Origin of the sequence: Sphingomonas jinjuensis (genome assembly GCF_014197105.1) — a bacterium.
Taxonomy (GTDB): Bacteria; Pseudomonadota; Alphaproteobacteria; order Sphingomonadales; family Sphingomonadaceae; genus Sphingomonas; species Sphingomonas jinjuensis.
In genome coordinates, this window is record NZ_JACIEV010000004.1 from 220594 (window position 1) to 243563 (window position 22970).

16 protein-coding genes and 1 pseudogene are annotated in these 22970 nt (G+C 68.2%); 8 read left to right on the top strand and 9 right to left on the bottom strand.

Annotated features, from left to right (window positions below):
* Window positions 1-45: 45 nt before the first annotated feature.
* A complete protein-coding gene (locus GGQ80_RS08700) occupies window positions 46-3132 on the top strand; it encodes a type II toxin-antitoxin system ParD family antitoxin (RefSeq protein ID WP_183983801.1) in 3087 nt (1028 codons plus the stop codon).
* Window positions 3133-3248: 116 nt separating this feature from the next.
* Here GGQ80_RS08700 and GGQ80_RS08705 read toward each other — a convergent pair whose 3' ends face one another.
* The 6 genes from GGQ80_RS08705 to GGQ80_RS08730 form a co-directional block, all read right to left on the bottom strand.
* Window positions 3249-4430, bottom strand: a complete 1182-nt coding sequence (locus tag GGQ80_RS08705; protein ID WP_183983803.1) for an MFS transporter — start codon at window positions 4428-4430, stop codon at window positions 3249-3251.
* On the bottom strand, window positions 4420-5478 hold the full coding sequence (locus tag GGQ80_RS08710; protein WP_183983805.1) for a LacI family DNA-binding transcriptional regulator: 1059 nt from the start codon (window positions 5476-5478) through the stop codon (window positions 4420-4422). The genes GGQ80_RS08705 and GGQ80_RS08710 overlap by 11 nt, the downstream gene beginning before the upstream one ends.
* Window positions 5478-6983, bottom strand: coding sequence for a tryptophan halogenase family protein (locus tag GGQ80_RS08715; RefSeq protein ID WP_183983807.1), 1506 nt, complete (start codon window positions 6981-6983; stop codon window positions 5478-5480). The genes GGQ80_RS08710 and GGQ80_RS08715 overlap by 1 nt, the downstream gene beginning before the upstream one ends.
* Window positions 6980-8476: a tryptophan halogenase family protein gene (locus GGQ80_RS08720; RefSeq protein WP_221364278.1), complete on the bottom strand. Its 1497-nt coding sequence runs from the start codon at window positions 8474-8476 to the stop codon at window positions 6980-6982. Before GGQ80_RS08720 ends, GGQ80_RS08715 begins: the two co-directional genes overlap by 4 nt.
* Before the next feature lie 361 nt (window positions 8477-8837).
* The gene (locus GGQ80_RS08725) at window positions 8838-12023 is read right to left on the bottom strand and encodes a TonB-dependent receptor (RefSeq protein WP_221364279.1); all 3186 of its coding nucleotides are present in this window, start codon (window positions 12021-12023) and stop codon (window positions 8838-8840) included.
* 23 nt (window positions 12024-12046) lie between these two features.
* Window positions 12047-14263, bottom strand: a complete 2217-nt coding sequence (locus tag GGQ80_RS08730; protein ID WP_425506037.1) for a beta-glucosidase family protein — start codon at window positions 14261-14263, stop codon at window positions 12047-12049.
* 482 nt (window positions 14264-14745) lie between these two features.
* Between GGQ80_RS08730 and GGQ80_RS08735 the strand changes: the two genes are divergently transcribed.
* The 3 genes from GGQ80_RS08735 (at window position 14746) to GGQ80_RS08745 (ending at window position 17096) form a co-directional block, all read left to right on the top strand.
* Window positions 14746-16086, top strand: coding sequence for a DEAD/DEAH box helicase (locus tag GGQ80_RS08735; RefSeq protein ID WP_183983815.1), 1341 nt, complete (start codon window positions 14746-14748; stop codon window positions 16084-16086).
* 196 nt (window positions 16087-16282) lie between these two features.
* The gene (locus tag GGQ80_RS08740; RefSeq protein ID WP_183983817.1) at window positions 16283-16549 is read left to right on the top strand and encodes a hypothetical protein; all 267 of its coding nucleotides are present in this window, start codon (window positions 16283-16285) and stop codon (window positions 16547-16549) included.
* Window positions 16550-16706: 157 nt separating this feature from the next.
* On the top strand, window positions 16707-17096 hold the full coding sequence (locus GGQ80_RS08745; protein WP_183983819.1) for a BLUF domain-containing protein: 390 nt from the start codon (window positions 16707-16709) through the stop codon (window positions 17094-17096).
* A gap of 41 nt (window positions 17097-17137) precedes the next feature.
* Here the strand turns inward: GGQ80_RS08745 and GGQ80_RS08750 are convergent, their stop codons facing one another.
* Window positions 17138-17920 carry a crotonase/enoyl-CoA hydratase family protein gene (locus tag GGQ80_RS08750; RefSeq protein WP_183983821.1) on the bottom strand — a complete coding sequence of 261 codons (783 nt, stop codon included), beginning with the start codon at window positions 17918-17920 and terminating at the stop codon, window positions 17138-17140.
* 169 nt (window positions 17921-18089) lie between these two features.
* On the opposite strand from GGQ80_RS08750, the gene GGQ80_RS08755 reads away from it, so the two are divergent.
* Together GGQ80_RS08755 and GGQ80_RS08760 are read left to right on the top strand one after the other, a co-directional pair.
* On the top strand, window positions 18090-18518 hold the full coding sequence (locus tag GGQ80_RS08755; RefSeq protein ID WP_183983823.1) for a PaaI family thioesterase: 429 nt from the start codon (window positions 18090-18092) through the stop codon (window positions 18516-18518).
* Window positions 18515-18901, top strand: a complete 387-nt coding sequence (locus GGQ80_RS08760) for a PaaI family thioesterase (protein WP_183983825.1) — start codon at window positions 18515-18517, stop codon at window positions 18899-18901. The genes GGQ80_RS08755 and GGQ80_RS08760 overlap by 4 nt, the downstream gene beginning before the upstream one ends.
* 28 nt (window positions 18902-18929) lie before the next feature.
* On the opposite strand, the gene GGQ80_RS08765 is transcribed toward GGQ80_RS08760, so the two are convergent.
* Window positions 18930-20075, bottom strand: coding sequence for a PQQ-dependent sugar dehydrogenase (locus GGQ80_RS08765; RefSeq protein WP_183983827.1), 1146 nt, complete (start codon window positions 20073-20075; stop codon window positions 18930-18932).
* A gap of 205 nt (window positions 20076-20280) precedes the next feature.
* Here GGQ80_RS08765 and rimP point away from each other — a divergent pair, with 205 nt between their 5' ends.
* Window positions 20281-20853 (top strand): ribosome maturation protein RimP, encoded by a 573-nt coding sequence (gene rimP, locus GGQ80_RS08770; RefSeq protein ID WP_183983829.1) that lies wholly within the window; start codon window positions 20281-20283, stop codon window positions 20851-20853.
* A 1-nt stretch (window position 20854) separates the two neighbouring features.
* Window positions 20855-22480, top strand: a complete 1626-nt coding sequence (nusA, locus tag GGQ80_RS08775) for a transcription termination factor NusA (RefSeq protein WP_183983831.1) — start codon at window positions 20855-20857, stop codon at window positions 22478-22480.
* Window positions 22481-22613: 133 nt separating this feature from the next.
* Here the strand turns inward: nusA and GGQ80_RS08780 are convergent.
* Window positions 22614-22925 (bottom strand): annotated as a pseudogene (locus GGQ80_RS08780) (GIY-YIG nuclease family protein).
* Window positions 22926-22970: the final 45 nt, after the last annotated feature.

Consider the following 22970-nt stretch of genomic DNA (forward strand, 5'->3'; position numbering starts at 1 on the left):
GTGTCATCTGTTGACACCCGTCGTGGACGGCGGCACCCGGACCCGATGGCCTCGAAATACGCGCGCAACATCTCGCTGACGTCGGAACTCGACGGCTTCGTGTCGGAACAGCTGGCGTCGGGCGACTATGCCAACGCCAGCGAGGTGGTACGCGCCGGCCTGAGGGCGCTGCGCGACGGCGAGGCACGCCTGGTCCACCCCGGCTGGCCGCTCCGCGGCGGCGAGTGCGGCGAGATCGTTCGCACCCGCGATTGGTCGCGCAGCTCGCTGGGACCGGTCGCGGGCTGGCCGGCCGAACTGCGTGCCACGGTTTCGAACGTCGTCAATTCGCCGGTGCCCAAGGTGCTGATGTGGGGCCCGGACCACATCATGATCTACAACGACGCCTATATCGAGATTGCCGGCGCCAACCATCCCAGGGCGCTCGGCGGCACCGTACCCGCGGTTTGGCCCGAAATCTGGGACTGGAACCGCAAGGTGCTCGAGGCGGGGTTCCGTGGCGAGACGCTGGCCTATCGCGACCAGCCGATGCAGCTGAGGCGCGACGGCGTCCTGGGCGATGTGGTGTTCGACCTGTTCTACACCCCCGTCTACGATGCCGGCGGCAGCGTCGGCGGCGTGCTGTGCACTGTCGTCGAGCATACCGAGCGTGTCATGGCGCAGCGCGCGCTCACCGCCCGCGAGGCGGAGCTGCGCGCCGTCACCGATGCGCTGCCCGTGCTCGTCTCGTTCATCGATCGCGACTATATCTTCCGCTTCGCCAACCGCCATTACGTCCAGTGGTTTGGGCTCGAGCCGCACGAGATCGTCGGCCGCCACGCGCGCGACGTCATCGGCGACGTCAACTTCGCCAGCCGCCTGCCGATCATGGAGCGCGCGCTGGCGGGCGAACCGACCGACTGCGACGGCGTGATCGTCGATGGCGATGGCACCGAGCATCGCGTCAACATCCAGTATTCGCCGCGCCGCGACGCCGCTGGCATGGTGATCGGGTTTCAGGTCCTGGTCTTCGATCTGGAGGACCGCGCGCAGCGCGAGGCGGCGCTCGACGCCAGCAACCGCCGCTTCCGCGCCGCGATGGACGCGATCCATGGTGTGCTGTGGACCAACAGCGCCGATGGACAGATGCTCGGCGAGCAGCCCGGCTGGGCGGCACTCACCGGCCAGACCTTCGAGGAATATCAGGGCTATGGCTGGGCCTCGGCGGTCCATCCCGACGATGCCGAGGCGACCGTCGAGGCGTGGAACCGGGCGGTTGCGGCCAAATCGATGTTCGTGTTCGAGCACCGCGTCCGTCATCGTGACGGCGCCTGGCGGACCTTCGCGATCCGCGGGCTGCCGATCCTCGACGACGACGGCGAGATCCGCGAATGGGTCGGCGTCCACACCGACATCACGCACCGCCGCGCCGCCGAGCAGGCGCTGCGCGATCATGCGACCGAGCTGGAGCGCCAGATCCGCCACCGCGAGCGCGCCGAGGCGCAGCTGCGCGAGCTGAACGAGACGCTGGAAGCGCGCGTCATCCAGGAGATCAGCGATCGCCGCCAGGCCGAGATGAAGCTGGCCCATGCGCAAAAGATGGAGACGGTCGGCAAGCTGACCGGCGGCGTCGCGCACGATTTCAACAACCTGCTCCAGGTCGTGTCGGGCAATCTCCAGCTGCTCGCCAAGGACATTGCCGGCAACGGCCGCGCCGAACAGCGCGTCGCCAATGCGATGGCGGGCGTCTCGCGCGGGTCGAAGCTCGCGTCGCAGCTGCTCGCCTTCGGCCGCCGCCAGGCGCTGGAGCCCAAGGTCGTCGACGTCAGCCGCTTCGTGCGCGGCATGGACGACATGCTGCGCCGCGCGATCGGCGAGGGGATCGAGGTAGAGACGATCGTCGCCGGCGGGCTGTGGAACACCTTCATCGATCCGGCGCAGGTCGAGAACGCGTTGCTCAACCTGGCGATCAACGCGCGCGACGCGATGGAAGGCCAGGGCAGGCTGACGATCGAGCTAGGCAATGCCTCGCTCGACGAGGACTATGCGATGACCCACGACGAGGTCGTCCCCGGCCAGTACGTCATGCTGGCGGTCAGCGACACCGGCAGCGGCATGTCGCGCGACGTGCTGGACAAGGTATTCGAGCCGTTCTTCTCGACCAAGGGCGAGGGCAAGGGATCGGGGCTCGGCCTGTCGATGGTCTATGGCTTCGTCAAGCAGTCCGGCGGCCATGTGAAGATCTATTCCGAGGTCGGCGAAGGTACGACGATCAAGCTCTATCTGCCGCGCGCGATGGCGGCGGAGGATGTCGAGGTGGTCGTCGATCACGGCCCGATCACCGGCGGCACCGAGACGGTGCTGGTCGTCGAGGACGACGACGAGGTCCGCGCCACCGTGGTCGAGATGCTGACCGACCTCGGCTATCGCGTGCTGAAGGCGGTCGACGCATCGAGCGCGCTGGCCGTGGTGGAAAGCGGCGTGCCCATCGACATGCTCTTCACCGACGTGGTGATGCCGGGCGAGCTGAAGAGCCCCGAGCTTGCCCGCCGCACGCGCCAGCGGCTGCCGGGCTGTGCGGTGCTGTTCACGTCGGGTTATACCGAGAATTCGATCGTCCACGGCGGCAAGCTCGACGCCGGCGTCGAGTTGCTGTCGAAGCCGTACACGCGTGAGGCGCTGGCGCGGAAATTCCGCCAGGTGCTGCGTCGGCAGAAGGAGGTAGAGGGTGGCGGCGTGCTATCGTCCGCCGAGCCCTCGGCGCGGTCGACGGTGCTGCTGGTGGAGGATGATCCGATGGTCCGATCGGTCGCCGCCGATTCCCTCCAGGACGCCGGCTATATCGTCGTCGAGGCAGGGAGCGCCGAGGAGGCGCTGACCGCGCTCCAGACCGCGCCCGTCGACGTGCTCGTCACCGACCTCAACCTGCCCGGCATGAGCGGCGCGGCGCTCGCCGAGCAGGCGCGCGAGGGTCGCGGCAACGTCGGTATCGTGTTCGCGACCGGCGACCCCACCGCCTCCGATCTCGCGCGTGACGACGCGCAGATCCTCGCCAAGCCCTTCACGATGGAGGCGCTGCGTGCCGCCGTGCGCAAGGCCGGGGCGGGACCGGCGATGGCGGGAGCGAAGGATGAGGTGAAGGCCGAGGGGTAGTTTCAAGCCCCTCCCCTTCAGGAGAGGGGTTGGGGTGGGGCGAGGCAGGCGAGAAGGCTCGGTGAGACACCTCCCCACCCCCATCCCCTCCCCTGAAGGGGAGGGGCTTGGAAGTCCTACCCCCGCCCCCGCACCGCCAGTACCAGCAATCCGCCCCCCGCATTCATCGCGCACAGCACGACCAGCAGCGCGCTGAAGCTCTGCGGCGTCGCCAGCGACCAGGCGAGCGCCGGCCCGATCAGCGCGGGCAGCGTGTTGGTGAGGTTGAGCAGCCCCAGGTCGCGCCCCCGCCGCGTCGGCGAGGGCAGCAATTGCATTGCCAATGCCTGATGCAACCCGAGGAACACCGCGCTGCCCGCGGCATAGATGCCGAAGCCGATCACGGCGCTCGTCCAGTCGTGCGCCAGCGCCATCGTCGCGAGCCCCGCCGCACTGACCAGCGCCGCCGCCAGCAGCCACGGCTTGCGCGTGCCGCTGCGGTCGGACAGCCAGCCGACCGTCACCGCGATCGGCAGCGGCAACGCGAACGCCACCGTCATCACATGGCCGACCGCGGGCGCCAGCCCCGCCGCATCGCTCGCCGGCACGATGCTTTCGAAATAGAACAACAGGTAGAGAAACAGGACGTTGCCCGCGACCTGCACCAGCAGCCGCGCGCCCCAGGCGACGGCGAGATCGCGCCGCGCGACCGACGCGCCGTTCGCCAGTGCCTCGACCGCCACTCGCGCGCGGGTCAGCAGCAGCGGCACGATCAGCGAGGTCGCGATACCGCAGACCAGCGCGTAGCGTACGCCCTCACCCTCGACGAGCACCAGCAGCGCCGACACCCCCGACGCCAGCGGATTGGCAAGGCCGAGCAGGCCGCCGACGACGCCCTTTTGCGCATCCGGCACCTCGTCCGCCATCGTCGCGACCAGCGGCGCGAGCGCAGCGTTGAGCGCGACCTGAAATGCGGCGACGCCCGCCATCACCGTCATCGGCGTGTCGGCGGCGAGCAAGGCGGCATAGCTCAGCGCGGTGGCGACCAGGCCGCCCGCGATCCATCCCCGCCGGCTGCGGCCGCGGGCGACCGATCGATCGCTCAACCAGCCAAACAGGATATTGGCGAGGCTCGCCGCCACCGCACCCACCAGGGCGGCGGCGGTCAGGAGGTCGATCCGCGTCGCGCTCGCCACGCCTTCGACCTTGATCGGCAGCAGCAGCGCGAGCAGCGGCAGATAGGCGATAACGCCGCCCGCATAGGCGAGCGCGAAGGCGATCAGGAAGCTGGTCGACCGGCGCCGGTCCTCAGTGGTCATTGCCCTGGGTAGAGCCCCGCACGGCCAGCGCGAAAGGCAAAATATAGGGTCCAGCCTCAATGACATCGCCGCCGGCGCTGCGGATCAGCAGATCGGCGGCGGTCGACGCCATCGCCGCGATCGGCTGGGTGATCGCGGTCAGCGGCGGCATGCTGAAGCGGACCACGGGAGTATCGTCGAAGCTAACCACCGCCAGCCCTTCGGGAAGCGCCAACCCCCGGGCCCGCGCGACCTGTGCGGCGGCGAGCGCCATCTGGTCGCTCGATGCCAGGATCGCGGTGGGGCGCTCCGCCTGCGCCAGCAGCGCTTCGGCGGCGCGCACGCCGCTGTCGAAGGTGAAGTCGCCGATCTCCTCGAGCGCCGGGTCGAGCGCGATGCCCGCGCCGAGCAGTGCCTGGCGATATCCCTCGGCCCGTTCGGTCGACAGCGTATATTCCGCCGGGCCGGCGATGAAGCCGATGCGGCGATGGCCCAGCGCCAGCAGATGCTCGGTCGCGGCCCGCCCCGCCGCGGCGTCGTCCATGCGGATCGCGACGCCGGCGCCGCTCTCGTACGACCCGATCCGCGCGAAGGGCATGCCGCGCGCCTCGAGCAGCGCGACGATCACCGGATTGTCCGAATGCGGGGGCGTCAGGATCACGCCATCGGGGCGCAACGCCGCGAGCGCCGCCGACACCTCGCGCTCGACATGCGCCGCATGGCTGTCGATCAGCTCGAAGATCATGCGATAGCCGTGCTCGGCGGATTTCAGCATGCCGCCGTAGAGCATCTGGTCGACCCAGTCGTTGCCCTGCCCCAGCCGCCAGCCCTCGATCGTGCGATCGCGGTCGTTGAGCGCCAGGATCAGATAGGATCGCGATCCCGACAATCGCCGCGCCGCCAGGCTGGGTACATAGCCCAGCTTCGCCACCGCCTCGTTCACCCGCTCGCGCACCGCGTCGCGGACGTTGGGTTCGTTGTTCATCACCCGCGACACGGTCTGCAGCGACACGCCGGCCTCGGCGGCGACGTGGCGGATGGTGACCGCCTGGCGGGACGCGCGCGCCATCAGCGCGGCGGGGCCGCGGCGACGTGGCGCGCGATGAAGTCACCGTGGCTCGGCACCGTCGCGACGTAACGCGATAGCGTCGAACGCGCGATGTCGAGTTCGCGCGGCAGGTCGTCGATCGCCATGCGATCGGCGGACGCGTGATGGCGCGCCGGGCGGACCCCCATGCCTTCCATGACCGACTGCCAGCTCACCGCGCGAAACAGCTCGTCGACACCCTCCGGGATCAGCCCCGCCGCGCGGAACAGCGCGATGCGCCGCGCCAGCCCCTCGGGCGGCGTCATGTCGCGATAGGCGCGCCAGAACGGCGTGTCGTCGCGCTGGGTGAGGCAATAGTGCAGCACGATGAAGTCGCGGATCTCCGTATAGTCGGTCACCATCCGCCGATTATATTCGTCGGCCAGTTCGCGCTCACATGCCGTCGTCGGCAGGAAGCGCAAGAAATATTCTATCCCACGATAGATCAGATGGATCGCGGTCGATTCCAGCGGCTCGATGAAACCCGCCGCCAGCCCGACGGCCAGGACGTTGCGATCCCACGGCCTGAAGCGCACGCCGGTGCGGAACGCCACCGGCATCGGCTGGGTGACGAGCTCGCCTTCGACCTTGTCCAGCAGAATCGCGGTCGCCTCGTCGTCGCTCATGTGGCGACTCGAAAAGACATGGCCGTTGCCGGTGCGATGCTGGAGCGGAATGCGCCAGCGCCAGCCGGCCGGCTGCGCCTCGGCCAGCGTATAGGGCGAGGGCGGGCCGACATTCTCGGTCTGCACCGCGATCGCGCGATCGCACAGCAGCCATTCGCCCCAATCGTCGAACGCGCCGCCCAGCGCCTTGCCGGCGAGGATCGCACGAAAGCCGGAGCAGTCGATGAAGAACTCCGCCGCCACCTGGCGCCCGTCGCTCAGAACGATGCGGTCGACGAAGCCGTCGGGGCGCAACGCGACATCGGTGACGATCCCCTCGGTCCGCACGACGCCGCGTTCCTCGGCATAGTGGCGCAGGAAACGCGCGACGCGCTTGGCATCGACGTGGAGCGCATAGGCGGCGCCGCCGATCGGCGTGCGCAGCGCCATGAAGGCGGGCGTGAAGCGCCCCTCGCGCGCCATCACCGCGGCGGGCGCGAAATCCATCAGCGCGCCGGTGTAGCCGTCCGCCACCGCGCGCAGCCACAGCTGGTAGAAATCGGCATGCGTCATCGGCGTGCCGATCGCGCCGAAGGGATGGAAGTAGCGCTCGCCGACGTGGTGCCAATCGCGAAACTCGATGCCGAGCTTGTAGCTCGCCTGGCACTCGGCGATGAATTCGCTCTCGTTGACGCCCAGCAGGTGAAGCAGCTGGATGAACGGCGGGATCGTGCTCTCGCCGACGCCGATCGTGCCGATGTCGTCGCTCTCGACCAGCTCGACCGACAGATCGGGATGCAAATGCGCGATCAACGCAGCGGCAATCCAGCCGGCGGTGCCGCCGCCGACAATGCAGACGGTTTTCAGGGGTGCGCGCGTCATCGGTCGAGCGTCGCCAGGAACTCGGCATGCGTCGGCGTCCGCCGCACCGTATCGGCGACGCTGGCGCGCATCCGGTCGAGCGCGCCACCGACGATACGCGGATCGACGCCGGCGACCGCCGGGTTGAGGCTGTCGGGCACGCGGTCGAAACCGGTGTACATCGCCAGCCAGGACGCAGGGTGGAACATCTCCCACCGATAGCGCACGAACTCGCCGCGCGCGTCCCACAGATCGAGCTTGCAGCGAAGCGTGTCGGGCACCGCCATGTCGCGGCAATGGCGCCAGAACGGCGTGTCGTCGCGTTGCGTCAGCTTGTAGTGGAGGATGATGAAGTCGCGCACGCGTTCCATCTCGCGCGCGGTGGCGTCATTGAATTCGTCACGCAGCGCCGGCGCCATGGCGCGCGTCGGAAACAGCTCCTTCAAGCGCTCGATCCCGGTCTCGATCAGCGCGATCGAGGTGGATTCCAACGGCTCCAGGAAGCCGCTCGCCAGCCCAAGCGCGACGACGTTGCCCGCCCAGGCTTGGGCCCGCCGCCCCGAGCGGAACGGGATGCGCCGCGGCTCCGTCAGCGGCGCGCCGGGCAGGTCGGCGAGCAACGTCGCGGTCGCCTCGTCCTCGCTCATCAGCTCGCTGGAATAGACGATGCCGTTGCCGGCGCGATGGCGCAGCGGAATGCGCCATTGCCAGCCCGCCGCCTTGGCATGGGCACGGGTATAGGCAGGGGGTTCGGCGAGCGCATTCTCGGTCTGCACCGCGACGGCGGCATTGCATGGCAGCCATTGCTGCCAATCCTCGAACCCGACCCCCATCGCCTCGCCGAGCAGCAGCGAGCGGAAGCCGGTGCAGTCGATGAACAGGTCGCCCTCGATACGGCGGCCATCGTCGAGGCGGATCGCGGCGACACCCTGCGCGCACAGCTCGACGGCATCGACGCGCGCATCGATGCGGGTCACCCCGGAGGCTTCGGCATATCGACGCAGGAACTGCGCGAACTTCGACGCGTCGAGGTGGATCGCCCAGTCGTACACCGCGAGCGGCGTCGGCGCATTGGGCTGGGGTAGCGCCATCCGCCCCGCCTCGGCCAGCATCGCGCCGAGTGAATAGGCGGTGATCGGCGTCGCATCGCCCTCGGCGCGACGACGATGCCACAGGTGGTGGAACGCAATCTCGCCGTAATCCTGACCATAGAGGCCGAAAGGGTGGATGAACCCCTCGCCCACCCGCTTCCAGTCCTGGAACAGGATGCCGAGCTTCACCGTCGCGCCGGTCGCCTGCATGACGGTGCGGTCGTCGAGGCCGAGCTTGGCGTAGAAGCGGCGGATCGTCGGAATCGTCGCCTCGCCGACGCCGATCGTGCCGATGTCGGAGGATTCGACCAGCGTGATCGTGAGCGGCGTGCCGTGGAAATGCTTGGCGAAGGCGGCTGCCGCCATCCACCCCGCGGTGCCGCCGCCGACGATGACGAGGTTCTGGATGGGGTTGGGCGTCATGTCATCCATCTTGCTCTTGAATCGCCGGGGTTTCCTACCCCCTCCGTTCGCCCTGAGGAGAGACTGAGCGCAGGCGAAGGCTCGTCTCGAAGGGCAGGCCAAGCCACCTGTGGCTCGAGACGGCGCTTCGGCTTCGCTCAGCGCCTCCTCACCACGAACGGTTCGGGGATAATATGCCCGTCTCAAAAAAACGGCCGGCGGCGTCACCGCCACCGGCCTAGTGGGGAAAACCTATTTCCACCCCGGCGAAGGCCGGGGCCCAGTTGCAGGAAGGCGGTTAAGCACCATTCGCTTCATAACTGCGACCGGCGGAACTGGACCCCGGCCTTCGCCGGGGTGGTGCCTGAACAATCTCCTGCCATCAGAACTTCACCCGGACGCCCGCCGAATAGCGCGGTTCGAACTGGTTGAAGCTCTGGATCTGCTTGTTGTCCTTGTCGAACTGATAATAATATCGCTCGATCTCGCCGAATATGTTCGATCCGTTCACATACACCTGGAACATGTTGTTGATCGAATAGGTGACGTTCGCGTCCCAGTAGTTGGTCGTATCCTGGAAGATCGCGATATTCTGCAAGCTGCCGGTCAAGCGCGGTGAGCGGCGATTCCAGGCGATACGCGCCTGCAAGGCCGAATCCTGATACCAGACGGCCAGGTTATACTGGTTCTTCGAATTGTCGACGAACGGGAATGCCTCGCCATCGCGCTGCGGGGCGCTTTGCGTCTGCTTGCTGCCGGCGCGGGTGTAGTTGGCGTCGACACCGAAGTTGCGCAGCAGGAAGGCATTCGGCGTGATGTCGCTCATCGCCAGCTTCAGCCCGACCTCAAGCCCCTCGATCTTGCCGCCCGCGCCCTGGATCGGGCGGGTGAACGGCACGGTGCGACGGATCTGGCCGTCACCATCGGCGAAGCGCCCGTCGTTCACAGTCTGGGTGTTGACGAAGCTGCCGACGTCGAGCCGGAAATAGCCGACGTTGAACAGCGACGCCCGGCCCAGATAATATTCGACCGCCGCGTCGTAATTGTTCGATCGCCACGGCTTGAGGTTGGGATTGCCCGACGACGAGGCGCTGGTGACCTGGCGGATGCCGCACGGCGCATCGGTGGCGACGCGCTTGGTGGGATCGCACTGCGAATCGCTGGTCGCGATCGTCAGGCCGCCACCGTAATTGCCGAGGTCGAGGGGGATCATCGTCTTGGCGTAGGAGCCACGTACCTTCAACCGATCGGTAACGTTCCACTGCGCGTTGACCGTCGGCAGCCAGTCCCAATAGCTGTTGCCGGCGAAGAAATCTCCGATGTCCTGATTCGTGTCGCCATAGGGGATGGTGTCGCCGGTCAGGTTCTGGCGCACGCGGATCCGGGTGTGGATACCCTTCACCCCCGCATTCACCTCGACCGGGCCGAGTTCCAGATCGGCGTTCACATAGCCCGACTGCTCATAGAAATCGACGTCGTAGGACGAGCCCGGGATGATGACCGGGAAGGCATTGCCGAACACCCGCTCCTGGAACGCCTGCGGATCGTTGAAGTCGCGCGGATCGGCGACCCACACGCCGGGGAAGCCGCGCGTCACGCTGCCGAAGTCGCTGAGGAAATAGGTGTTGTTGTTCGCCGCCAGCTTGGTCGGACGATTGGCGGTGTAGCCCTGGAAGATCGACACCGGGTTGCTGGCGCTCGCCGGCAGGTTCGAATTGAATGCCGGGTTGGGCACGTTTTCGCCGGCGCGGCAGGCGCCCGCCGTGGTGTTGTCGAGGACGACGTCGATCGCCTTCCACTGCACCGCGCAGCCGTTGGGATCGCTGGCGCCATTGCCCGCATAGAGGCGCGAGAAGAGGTGATACACCTCGATCTCGGTGCGCCGCCGGCTGGCGCGCGCGCCCATGTCGACGCGCTTCAGGATACCGAACAGCTTGTCGCCGTTCTTTTCGAAGTCGTAGGCACCGTCGAGGCGGAAGGCGAGAAGATCCGACTTGTTACGGTTGTTACCCTCCGACGAATAGGCGGCGACCGTATAGCTGTCGAGGTTCGCCATATATTGCTGGAGCGTTGCGTTCGGCCCCAGCCCGCCGCCGATCGGGCGATTGAAGCCACCCCAATACAGGTTGTTCGGCGCGAAGCCGAGCGTCAGCTGCGGATCGCGCGCATAGCCGAGCGGGTTGGGCGCGATGTAGCGGCCGCCGCGGCTGCCGACGACGCCGTTGGTATATTGGCTCGCCGGATACTGGCTGGCGATGTTCGCCGGATAGAAGGTGCCGCGCGTGGGGTCCGCCGAGTTGCGGAACAGCGTGAAGGTGTGGTCGACGCTGCCGTCCGCGGTCGACGCCTGCCAGTTCGAAAGGTCGCCTTGCACCTGGCCGTTGGTGTTCTTGTAATCGGCGTCGGCATAGATCGCGCGCGACGTGAAGGTCAGCGGCCCGCCCTTGTCGTACTTCAGCTCGAGGTTGAAGTTCTTCGATTCCGAATGGATCGTGCGGTTGACGCTGAACGAGTTCACCCACCACGCGTCGAGGTTGTACTGCTGGACGTTAAGCACCGGCGCGTTGTTGGGGCCGACGATGCTGGTCTGATTCGACACCGCCGGGCTGGTCCAGCCAAGGCCGGTCCAGCGGTTGGAGATGTTCATGCCCGCGCGCAGGTCATGCTCGACGAAGCGGGTGTAGAAGCCCTCGCCGGTCAGCGTGACGCCGTCGTCGATCTCCCACTGCAACGATCCCGACACGCCCAGCCGCTCGCGTTCCACCTCGCGGTGGAAGGTGTCGTAGCCGTGCGGCGACACCCAGTTGGCGCCGTCGCCGCCCCAATCGTTGTTGAGCAGGTTCGACTGGCTGAAGCCCGCATAATTATTGCCGAGCGTGATGTTGCCGTAGCCCGCCGAGACGAGGACGCCGAAGCGATCCGTCCGCCAGCTGAGCAGCCCCGACGTCACGTAATCGTCGGTCTTGGTGTCGCGCCCGGTCTGATATTCGCCCTGCGCCGAGGCGGTCAGGCCGGTCTTGAAGTCGAACGGGCGGCGCGTGCGCAAGTCGAGCGTGCCCGACAGGCCGGACAGGGCGTTGCGCACGTCCTGCGACTTGAAGACGACGACGCCGCTGAACAGCTGGGCGGGGATGTCGTTGAGATTCGGCTGCGCGCTGCCGAGGTTGGCCGGCGACAGATATTGCTCGCCGTTGAGCAGCGTCACCACCTGCGGCAGGCCGCGGATGTTGACCGTCGCGCCCTCGCCCGCCGACCGCTGGATCTGCACGCCGGAAATGCGCTGGAGCGAATCGACGATGGTGACGTCGGGCAGCTTGCCGATATCCTCGGCGCTGATCGCGTCAACGATCGCCGCGCTCTGGCGCTTGACGTCGATCGACTTGGCCTGGCTGGCGCGGATGCCGGTGACGACGATCTCGTCGCCGCCCGGCCCATCGGTGTCCTGGCTGGGCGGCCCGGCCTCGACCGGCGCCTCGGTGGTCGAGGCCGGCGTGACGGTCTGCGCCCAGGCGGGCGTGGCGAGCGCGCTGGTCGCGAGCAACGCGGCGGCGATCCTCTTGGTGTTCATCGTTCCCCTCTTTTTCTCGTTGGTCATGGTTTCATCGTCGTGGGTCGAAGCTCGGCGGTGCGGACGATCGTGCGGTCGGTCGCGTCGCGGGCGAGCGCGACGCGGTAACGGCCGCCGGCGATCCGCCAGCCGGGCAGCGTGGTGTCGTAATCGGCGACGATCCGCGGGTTCGCGATCAGCGTCACGCGGCGCGTCTCGCCCGGCTTCAGCGTCACGCGCTCGAACGCGGCCAGGCGCATCGGATGGCCGCCGCCGTCGCGCGCGACGTACATCTGCGGCACATCGGCGCCGGCGCGCTTGCCGGTGTTGACGACGTCGACGGTAAGCGACAACCGCGTGCCGCCGGTCAGCACCGGGTTGCGATAGGCGAACTGCGTGTAGCTGAGCCCATGGCCGAAGGGGTACAGCGGCCGCTGCCCCTTCTTCTCGTACCAGCGGTAACCGACGTCGGCGCCCTCGGGATAGTCGACGGTCCAGCCGGTGAGCGCATTGGCTTGCGGCGCGCCCGGGTTGGCGGCGGCAGCGGCGGCGGACTTCGCCATCCGCTCGCGGCCCGGCGGGGTCGGACGCGGCGCCTGGTCGGCGCTCGCCGGGAAGGTGATCGGCAGGCGGCCCGACGGATTGACTTGGCCGAACAGGATGTTGGCGATCGCCTCGCCGCCGCGCTGGCCGGGATACCAGGCCTCGACGATCGCGGGCACCTTCTGCACCCAGGGCATCAGCACCGGGCCACCCGTCTCCAGCATCGCCACCGTCTTCGGCTGCGCGGCGGCGACCGCCTCGACCAGCGCGTCCTGGCGGCCGGGCAGCGACAGGTCATCGGCATCGGCCGCCTCGGTCGTCCATTGCGTCGCGAACACGATCGCGACGTCCGCCGCCTTCGCCACCGCCGCCGCCCGCGCCGGATCGCGGCCGTCGTCGAAGGTCACGCGCGCTTGCGGGGCGAGCGCGCGGATCGCGGCGAGCGGCACGCTCTTGTGATAGGTGATCCGCGTGAACGACGCCGCGGGATGATCGGCGGGCAGCGGTATCTCGAGCGCGACGCCGCCGACCGATCGCACCTGGCTCGACCCACCGCCCGACAGCACGCCGATGTCGGCACGCCCGCCGATCACCGCGATCCGCTTCACGCTCGGCGACAGCGGCAGCAGCGCGCCCTCGTTGCGCAGCAGCACCATCCCCGCCTCGATCGCGTCCTGCGCGACGCGGGCATGCGCGGCATAGGGGATCGGCAAGGGCTTGGCCGGCATCGCCTTGTCGAAGGCGCCCGTCGCGATCAGCCCGGTCAGATAGCGCGCGACCATGTCGTCGAGCCGCGCCATCGGCACCTGGCCCGCCTCCACCGCGACCTTCAGCGGCGCACCGAAATAGATCGCGCGATCGAGTTCCTGCCCCGATTCCTGGTCGAGCCCGGCGTTCGCGGCCTTCACGGTCGAATGCACCGCGCCCCAGTCGCTCATCACCCAGCCGGGATAGCCCCAGTCGCGCTTCAGCACATCGGTGAGGAGGAAGCGGTTCTCGCACGCCCAGTCGCCGCCGACCTTGTTATAGGCGCACATGACCGCACCCGGCCGTCCCTGCTCGATCGCGATCTCGAACGCCAGAAGGTCGCTCATCCGCAGCCCTGCCTCGCCGATCCGCGCGTCGAGGATCGATCGTCCGGTTTCCTGCGGGTTGAGCGCCCAATGCTTGACCGTCGAGACGATCGCGTTCGACTGGACGCCCGCGATATGCGCGCCGCCCAGCGTGCCGGCGAGCAGCGGATCTTCACCCAGATATTCGAAGTTGCGCCCGCCCCACGGATCGCGCGTCAGGTTGACGCCGCCCGCCAGCAGTATGTTGAAGCGCTTCGCCCGCGCCTCCGCGCCGATCATCGCACCGCCGGCGCGCGCGACGGCGGGATCGAACGAGGCGGCGGTGGCGAGGCTGGAGGGCAGCGCGGTCGCAGTGTCGCCCTTGCGCTGCTCGACCTGGTTGGCGACGCCGAGGCTGGCGTCGCTCTGGCGCGTCGTCGGGATGCCGAGCCGGGGAATGCCGTCGACATGGCCGGCGGACGGGATCAGTTCCTCCCGCGTCTTGCCCGTCGCCATCGGCGGGAACAGGCCGTGGACCAGCTCAATCTTCTCGTCGATCGTCATCCGCGCGACCAGCGCATTGGCGCGGGCGCGCGCGCCGCTCGCGGTCGGCTCCTGCGCCACCGCGGCGACCGCGACCGATCCCGCCAGCAATAGTCCCGTCAGCTTCAGCAAAATCCCAAATCCCCTGTCGTCGACACGCACGAATCCGCCCGTCGAGGCGCAGTCCCCGGCGGCGTCGCCATGCCCGCGGCACGGCCGATCCCGTTGCTTGCGGCACACGCATGGGCGCAGCCGCATCAGCCTGTAATTACTGGATAACCTCCATCCCATCCTCCCGCAGCGATGCTGTTCGCGCATCGTCCACGACGCTAATGGAGCACAGACTGATAACGTTCACAACAATAAAGTTTGTGCCCCTGCATTCGTATGTCGGGGTGATGCAGCGCAGCCACAGCTTGACTTTTCCACCGCGGCGCAGCATTTGATGGGCTGCCGCAGCGTTGCAGCGTGAACGGGCTTAACCGCCTTGGCTCCGCAGCTGGCATTCGTTTTAAGGGGCTCTCGTCACGCGGGGCGTCGGATTTTCCCCCCGCCGCCCGTGCGCCATGTCGCGCGTGGGACGGCCTCATATCTCAAGGTACCACATGACCAATTTCACCGACCTCGGCCTCGCCGAGCCGCTCGTCCGTGCGCTCGAAGCCAAGGGCTACGAGACGCCGACGCCGATCCAGCGCGATTCGATCCCGACCGTCCTCACCGGCCGCGACCTGCTGGGCATCGCCCAGACCGGCACCGGCAAGACCGCAGCGTTCGTGCTGCCGTCGATCCAGCGCCTGGCCGAAAACGCCAAGCGCGTGCTGCCGACGCATTGCCGCATGCTCGTGCTGGCCCCGACGCGTGAGCTGGCCAGCCAGATCGCCGACAACGCCCGCGGCTATGCCAAGTTTTCCAAGCTATCGGTCGCGACCGTGTTCGGCGGCACCAGCATCAACAAGAACCGCAACGACCTGTCGCGCGGCGTCGACATCCTGGTCGCCACGCCGGGCCGTCTGCTCGACCTGGTCGAGCAGGGCTTCTGCAACCTGTCGATGATCGAGATCCTGGTCCTCGACGAGGCCGATCAGATGCTCGACCTCGGCTTCATCCACGCGCTGCGCCGCATCGTGAAGATGGTGCCGCGCCGTCGCCAGACGCTGTTCTTCTCGGCGACGATGCCGTCGTCGATCCGCGATCTCGCCGCGCAGTTCCTGCACGAGCCGGAAACGGTGTCGGTCGTGCCCGCGTCGACCACCGCCGAGCGCGTCGACCAGTATGTCACCTTCGTCAACCAGATGGAGAAGCAGGCGCTGCTGACGATCACGCTCGCCGATCCGGCGATCGACCGCGCGCTGATCTTCACCCGCACCAAGCATGGCGCCGACCGCGTCGTGAAGCTGCTGGCGGGCAACGGCATCCAGGCGAACGCGATCCACGGCAACAAGAGCCAGGGCCAGCGCGAGCGGGCGCTCGGTCTGTTCAAGTCGGGCGAAGTGCCGATCCTGGTTGCCACCGACATCGCCGCGCGCGGCATCGACGTGTCGGGCGTTAGCCACGTCATCAACTTCGAGCTGCCCAACGTGCCCGAGCAGTATGTCCACCGCATCGGCCGCACCGCGCGTGCCGGCAACAGCGGCATCGCCATCGCCTTCTGCGCCGATGACGAGCGGGCGTATCTGAAGGACATCGAGAAGCTGACCCGCCAGAAGATCCAGATCCAGGCGCTGCCGGCGGACTTCATGCGCCAGGCCGAGGCGATCAAGGCGACGCGCGTCAAGGCGATCGGCAACGATCCCGCCCCGCGCGACGACCGCCAGCGTCAGCAGCGCGGCCCGGCCAAGCCGCGGGCAACCCATGCTCCGGTGAAGACGGGCGAGTTCCGCAACCGTCGCGGCGGCAGCCAGCGTCGCCGTGGCGCGACCAGCGGCCGGGCGCAGGCGAACGCGTAAACCTTCGATCCTCCCCCGCCAGGGGGAGGCGGCGCGCGCAGCGTGTCGGAGGGGGAGGACGCCTTGCGCCATCGATGGTGCGCGGCATCCGCCCCCTCCGACGGCTTCGCCGCCACCTCCCCCTGGCGGGGGAGGATGAAATTACGCGCAACCCCCTGCCCCCTCGCCGGTTTGATCGCGTGAAGGGAACAGCATCATGGACGTGTCCATCACCCCGATCGCCGAACGCATCGCGCGCGTGCTCGCCGCCCAGCGGATCAGCGCCAATGCCGAGGGCGAGGCCGAGTCCGCCGCAGCAGCCGTCGATAGCGCCTGGCCCAACTATCTCGACGACGCCCGCGCCGTCCTGCGCACGCTGCGCGAACCGGACGAGGCGATGGCCGCCGTCGGCGACGTCGCCATCTGGGAACGGATGATCCTCGCCGCGATCGACGAGGCAAGGCCGAAGACCATCGTCCTCTGACCCTGGTCGGCTGGCTTCCCCCCTGGCGTACCGGGGGAGTGGACGCTCTTCGACCTACAGCGACGGCAGGATTGCGACCGATCATTAACCGTCATCAACGGTGAATTTACGGGATTTCAAACCCTTACACCCACAATGGGTGCAAAGGGAGATCAGCGTGATCCAGCTTCTCTACATCAGCACCGCCCGCGGCACGCCCGATATCAGCGACGTTCTCGCCGCGTCGCGCCGCAACAACGCCCGCGACGACATCACCGGCCTGCTGTACGCCGATGGCGTTCGCTTTCTTCAGGTCCTCGAAGGGCCCGAACTACCGGTCCGCCGGGCCTTCACCCGCATCGCTGCCGACCCGCGGCACCGCAGCCTCGTCGTCCTGTCCGATCGCACGATCGACGAGCGTGAGTTCGGCGCCTGGGCGATGGCCGAGAAGCGCCCCGGCGCCGATGCCGACACGCTGATCGCCCGCATCGCCGATCTGACCGGCAATGCCTCGCCGACGGTACGCGCAACGTTCGACAGCTTCGCGTCGCTACGCCGAGCCGCCTGAGCGACGGCCGAGCCTAGGCTCGCGACTGACGTTCGCGCGCATCAGTCCTCGAACCGCGGCGCGCGCTTTTCCATGTTGGCGCGCACTGCCTCCATCATGTGCGTGCCGCCGATCACCGCCACCTGTTCGCGCGTTTCCGCCTCCAGCATCGCGCGGGGATCGGCATCGTGCGCCATGTTGAGCAGCCGCTTGGCGCCGCGGATCGCCGGCGGGCTGCGGCCTGCGATCTCCCGCGCCAGCGCCCTCGCCGCTGCATGGGGATCGGCGTCGATCCGCGTCACGAAACCGAGCGCCAGCGCTTCCTCCGCCTCGAACTCGCGCGCGGTATAGACCAGCTCGCGCAGCACGTCATCGCGCACCAGCGATCGCCACAGCGCAAAGCCCGCCATGTCGGGCACCAGCCCCCAGTAACTCTCGCGGATCGCGAAGCGCGTGCCGGGTGCGGCGATACGGACGTCCGCGCCCGACATGATCTGGAAGCCACCGCCCAGCGCGACGCCATGCACCGCCGCGATGACGGGCATCGGCAGCGTCCGCCACCCCCAGCTGACATGCTGCGGCAGGATCGCGCCGTCGTCATTGCGGTCGTCCTTCGACAGCCCCGATCCGCCCGCCGCCATGCTCGCCATGTCGAGCCCGGCGCAGAACCCCCGCCCCTCGCCCGATACGACGACGCAGCGGACGTCGCGGCGATCGCGCAAGGCATCGATCGCGGCGCCGATCGCCTCGAACATCGCCGGGTCGATCGCGTTCATCTTGTCCGCGCGGGTCAGGCGGACGTCGGCGATGCCGTCCTGAACGGTGGTGGCGACGCGATCGGTCATGGGTCTCTCCTGTTTGCGGCCAACCTACCGCCTCTCCGGCCGCGGGCAAGCTGGCCCACACCGTTCGTGCCGAGCGAAGTCGAGGCACCTGTCGCATGTCCCTCGACTGCGCTCGGGACGAACGGGCGGGGCGTTGCCTCTACCCCTTAGCCGTGTACAGCCGCGCGCCATGACCGGCTTCGACATCGACCGCTTCTGCGCCTTCGCGCTCAAGCTCGGCCACGGCGGCGCGCTCGGGATCGCGCTTGGTTCGCACGGGCCGGAATGGGTCGAACTGACGCTGCCCTATGATTCGCGGCTCGTCGGCGATCCCGCCAGCGGCGTCCTCGCCTCCGGGCCGATCGTCGCGCTGATGGACATGGCGGCCAGCCTGGCGGTGTGGCAGCGCAGAGGGGCGTTCCACCCTCAGGCGACGCTCGACCTGCGCGTCGACTATCTGCGCCCCGCCACCCCGCACCGTGCCGTCATCGGCCGCGGCGAGTGCGTCCGCGTCACCCGCAACATCGCCTTCGTCCGCGGCACCGCGCACGATGGCGACCCCGCCGATCCGGTCGCGACCGTCGCCGGCACCTTCATGTTGCTGGACGCGGCGGCATGACGCTGCCCCCCTATGCGCAGCTGCTCGGGCTGACGATCGAACCGCGCGACGGCGAGGCGCCGCTGCTGGTCATGCCCTTCGCCGACAGCGTCCTCGGCCGCCCCGGCTTCCTCCACGGCGGGGCGATCGCCGGGCTGCTGGAGATGGCGGCGATCGTCGCGCTCGACTATGCGCTGGCCGACGAGGGCGGCGGCCGGATCAAGCCGGTCAACGTCACCGTCGATTTTATGCGCGGCGGTCGCGACAAGCCGACGCTGGCCGAGGGCATCGTCACCCGCCTCGGCACCCGCGTCGCCAATGTCGAGGCGGTGGCCTGGCAGGACGACCGCACGAAGCCGATCGCCTCGGCGCGGATGAATTACCTGATCGTGCGGGACAGCTGATCCTCCCCCGCCAGGGGGAGGATGACAGTTACGCCGGGGTCAGCTTCAGCAACCGCCCCTGGCTGCCGCGGCCGCCATCTTCCAGCACCCAGATTGCGCCGTCCGGGCCCTGCTCCACCTCGCGGATGCGCGCGCCCATCGGCCATTGGTCGCCCTTGGTCGCGGTCGTCCCGTTCAGGTCGACCCGCACCAGCGCCTGGCTGGACAGCCCGCCGATGAAGGCATCGCCCTTCCACTGCGGGAACATGGAGCCGGAATAGATCATGAGCCCCGCCGGCGAGATCACCGGGTTCCACCACACCTTGGGCGCCTCATAGCCGTCACCCGGCTTGTGATCGGGAATGTCGCGACCATCGTAGTGGCTGCCGTTCGACACGTTCGGATAGCCGTAGTTGAGACCCGGCTTGATGAGGTTCACCTCGTCGCCGCCCTTCGGCCCCATCTCCTGTTCCCACAGATTGCCCTGCGCGTCGAAGGCGATGCCGAGCAGGTTGCGGTGGCCATAGGACCAGACCTCGGGCGCGAAGCCCTTCGCCGCCAGCGGGTTGCCCGCCGCCGGCTTGCCGTCGAGCGTCAGCCGCAGCACCTTGCCCAGCGTCGCTTGGGGATCCTGTGCCGGCGTGAACTTCTGGCGCTCGCCGTTGGTGAAGAAGAGATATTGGCGGTCGGGAGAAAAGGCGATGCGACCGGAATAATGGCCGTCGCCCTCGACGCAGGGACGCGCGGCGAACAGCGTCTCGATGCCGGTCAGCTGTTCGCCCCCGGCCTGGCCGCCGAGCGTGCCGCGCGCCAGAACGACATGCTTGCCGCCACCCTCGCACGCCGCCGCATAGCTGAAATAGACGCGGCGCGACGAGGCGAAGTCCGGCGCCGGCACCACGTCCATCAAGCCGCCCTGCCCCGCTGCATCGACCGGGATCGTCGCGATCGTCCGGCGCTGCTGCCCGTCGGCGCTGACGAGCAGCATCTGTCCCTGCTTTTCGGTCACGAGCATCCGCCCGTCCGGCAGGAACGTCATCGCCCAGGGCGCATCAAAGTCGGCGACGACCGTCGTCTTGAACGGCAGCGCACCCGCCGCCGGGGTCGATGCCGGCGCGGCCTGGTTGGCGGCAGGCTCGGCGGAGCAGGCGGTGGCGGCGACTAGGGCGGCGGCGGCGAGCAAGCGGGTCGACACGGGCGGGCGGTCCTTCGATAGGGTATCGGGCAGTTACTGTCGGACGGTCGTGCCGGTTCCGCCAGCAACCTTTCGTCACGCAGGCGGCGCGATGGGGATTGTGTCGCCCCGCCCCTTACTCTATATCACGCGTGCTTTCTCTACATCGTCGGATGCTGGAGGCTGCGGGGTTCTCTCCGCGGCGGCGACAACGCATGGAGTATCGATGGCGGATATCGCCGCACTGACCGCATTGATCGAGCCCGAGGCGAAGGCGCTGGGGTTCGACCTCGTTCGCGTGAAGCTGTTCGGCGGCGCCGGCGATCGCACGCTGCAAATCATGGCCGAGCGACCGGACACGCGCCAGCTGACGATCGACGACTGCGCCGACCTGTCGCGCCGCATCTCCGACCGGCTCGACGAGCTGGAGGAGGCGGGCCGCGATCCGATCGACGAGGCCTATCGCCTGGAAGTGTCGTCGCCCGGCATCGACCGCCCATTGACCCGCGCGAAGGACTTCGCCGATTGGGCGGGGCATGAGGCGCGGATCAAGCTCGCCGAGCCGATCGATGGCCGCAAGGTGCTGACCGGTGACCTGGTCGGTGCCGAGGGCGACTCGATCACGATCGACGTGCGTGGCCACGGCGCGATGACGGTACCGATGGACAAGGTCGCCGACGCGAAGCTGACGATCACCGACCGGCTGATCGCCGCCACCGCGCCGCTCTCGACCGAGGGCGCGGAAGATTACGAAGACGATGCGTCCGACGACGACGCCGAGATGGAAGGACAAAAGTAAGATGGCCAGCGTTGCCACCGCCAACCGCGCGGAGCTGATCGCGATCGCGAACTCGGTCGCGTCGGAGAAGATGATCGACAAGGGCATCGTCATCGAGGCGATGGAGGACGCGATCCAGCGCGCGGCCAAGGCGCGCTACGGCGCCGAGAACGACATCCGCGCGAAGCTCGACCCCAACACCGGCGACCTTCGCCTGTGGCGCGTCGTCGAGGTGGTCGAGGCGGTCGACAACTACTTCACCCAGGTCGACCTGAAGGGCGCCGAGAAGCTGCAGAAGGGCGCGCAGATCGGCGACTATATCGTCGATCCGCTGCCCCCGATCGAATTCGGTCGCATCGCCGCGCAGGCCGCCAAGCAGGTCATCTTCCAGAAGGTCCGCGACGCCGAGCGCGAGCGCCAGTATGAAGAGTTCAAGGACCGCCAGGGCGAGATCATCACCGGCGTTGTCAAGCGCGTCGAGTTCGGCCACATCGTCGTCGACCTTGGCCGTGCCGAGGGCGTCATCCGCCGCGACCAGCAGATCCCGCGCGAAGTCGTCCGCGTCAACGACCGCATCCGCAGCCTGATCCTGAAGGTGGTGCGCGAGAACCGCGGGCCGCAGATCTTCCTCAGCCGCGCGCATCCCGACTTCATGAAGAAGCTGTTCGCGCAGGAAGTGCCCGAGATCTACGACGGCATCATCACCATCCAGGCCGCCGCCCGCGATCCGGGCAGCCGCGCCAAGATCGGCGTCATCAGCCGCGACTCGTCGATCGATCCGGTCGGCGCCTGCGTCGGCATGAAGGGCAGCCGCGTCCAGGCCGTCGTGCAGGAGATGCAGGGCGAGAAGATCGACATCATCCCCTGGTCGCCCGACATCGCGACCTTCGTCGTCAACGCGCTGCAGCCGGCATCGGTCAGCCGCGTCGTCATCGACGAGGAGGAAGAGCGCATCGAGGTGGTCGTTCCCGACGACCAGCTCAGCCTCGCGATCGGCCGCCGCGGTCAGAACGTCCGCCTCGCCAGCCAGCTGACCGGCAAGGCGATCGACATCCTGACCGAGGCCGACGCTTCCGAGAAGCGCCAGAAGGAATTCGTCGATCGCTCGACGATGTTCGAGCGCGAGCTCGACGTCGACGAGACGCTGGCCCAGCTGCTCGTCGCCGAGGGCTTCACCAGCCTCGAAGAGGTCGCCTATGTCGAGGCGGACGAGATCGCGCAGATCGAGGGGCTGGAAGAGCTGGCCGACGAGTTGCAGAGCCGCGCGTCGGAAGCGCTCGAGCGCCGCGAGGAGGCCAATCGTGCCGAGCGTATCGCGCTCGGCGTCGACGATGCGCTGACGACGATGCCGTATCTGACCGAGGCGATGCTGGTCACGCTCGGCAAGGCGGGGATCAAGACGCTCGACGACCTCGCCGATCTCGCGACCGACGAGCTGGTCGAGAGGAAGCGCGCCGAGCCGCGTCGCCGCGGCGAAGACGCCGCCGCCCGCCGCCCCGAGCGTTCGGAGAACCGTGGCGGCATTCTCGCCGAATACGGCCTGTCGGACGAGCAGGGCAACGAGATCATCATGGCCGCCCGCCAGCACTGGTTCGCCGACGAGGAACAGCCCGCCGAGGAGGACGCTGATGCGGACTCGGCGCAATGATCGGATAGCACGCCACCAGCGTCGCGCGACGACGCCCCGGGTCACCCCCGGGGCGGACGGCGGCGCGTGCCCAGCGCGTCACCCCGGCCTTGCGCCGGGGTCCATCGCTCAGCGCGCGGCTCAGGTCGCTGTTTCAGTCGTCGAGCGGCGGCAGGCCCAAACCCACGGCAAGATCCGCCCAATGCGGATTGTCCCGCTCGATCCGGGCGATCTTCCAATCTCGACGCCAGTTCTTGAGCCGCTTCTCTGTGGCGATCGCCGCTTCCATGGTCTCGGCCATCTCGTATCAAACGAGCCGAAGCACGCGGTAACGGCTGGTGAAGCCATCGAACGTCCCTTCCCGATGCTGGATCAGGCGGCCGATCAGGTTGGAGCTAACGCCAAGGTACAACGTACCGTACGTGCCACTCGCCAGCATGTAAGCCCACGGTTGCCGCTCCCTCATGCGTCGCCGCCTGCCGCACGATGGACCCCGGCTCAGGGCCGGGGT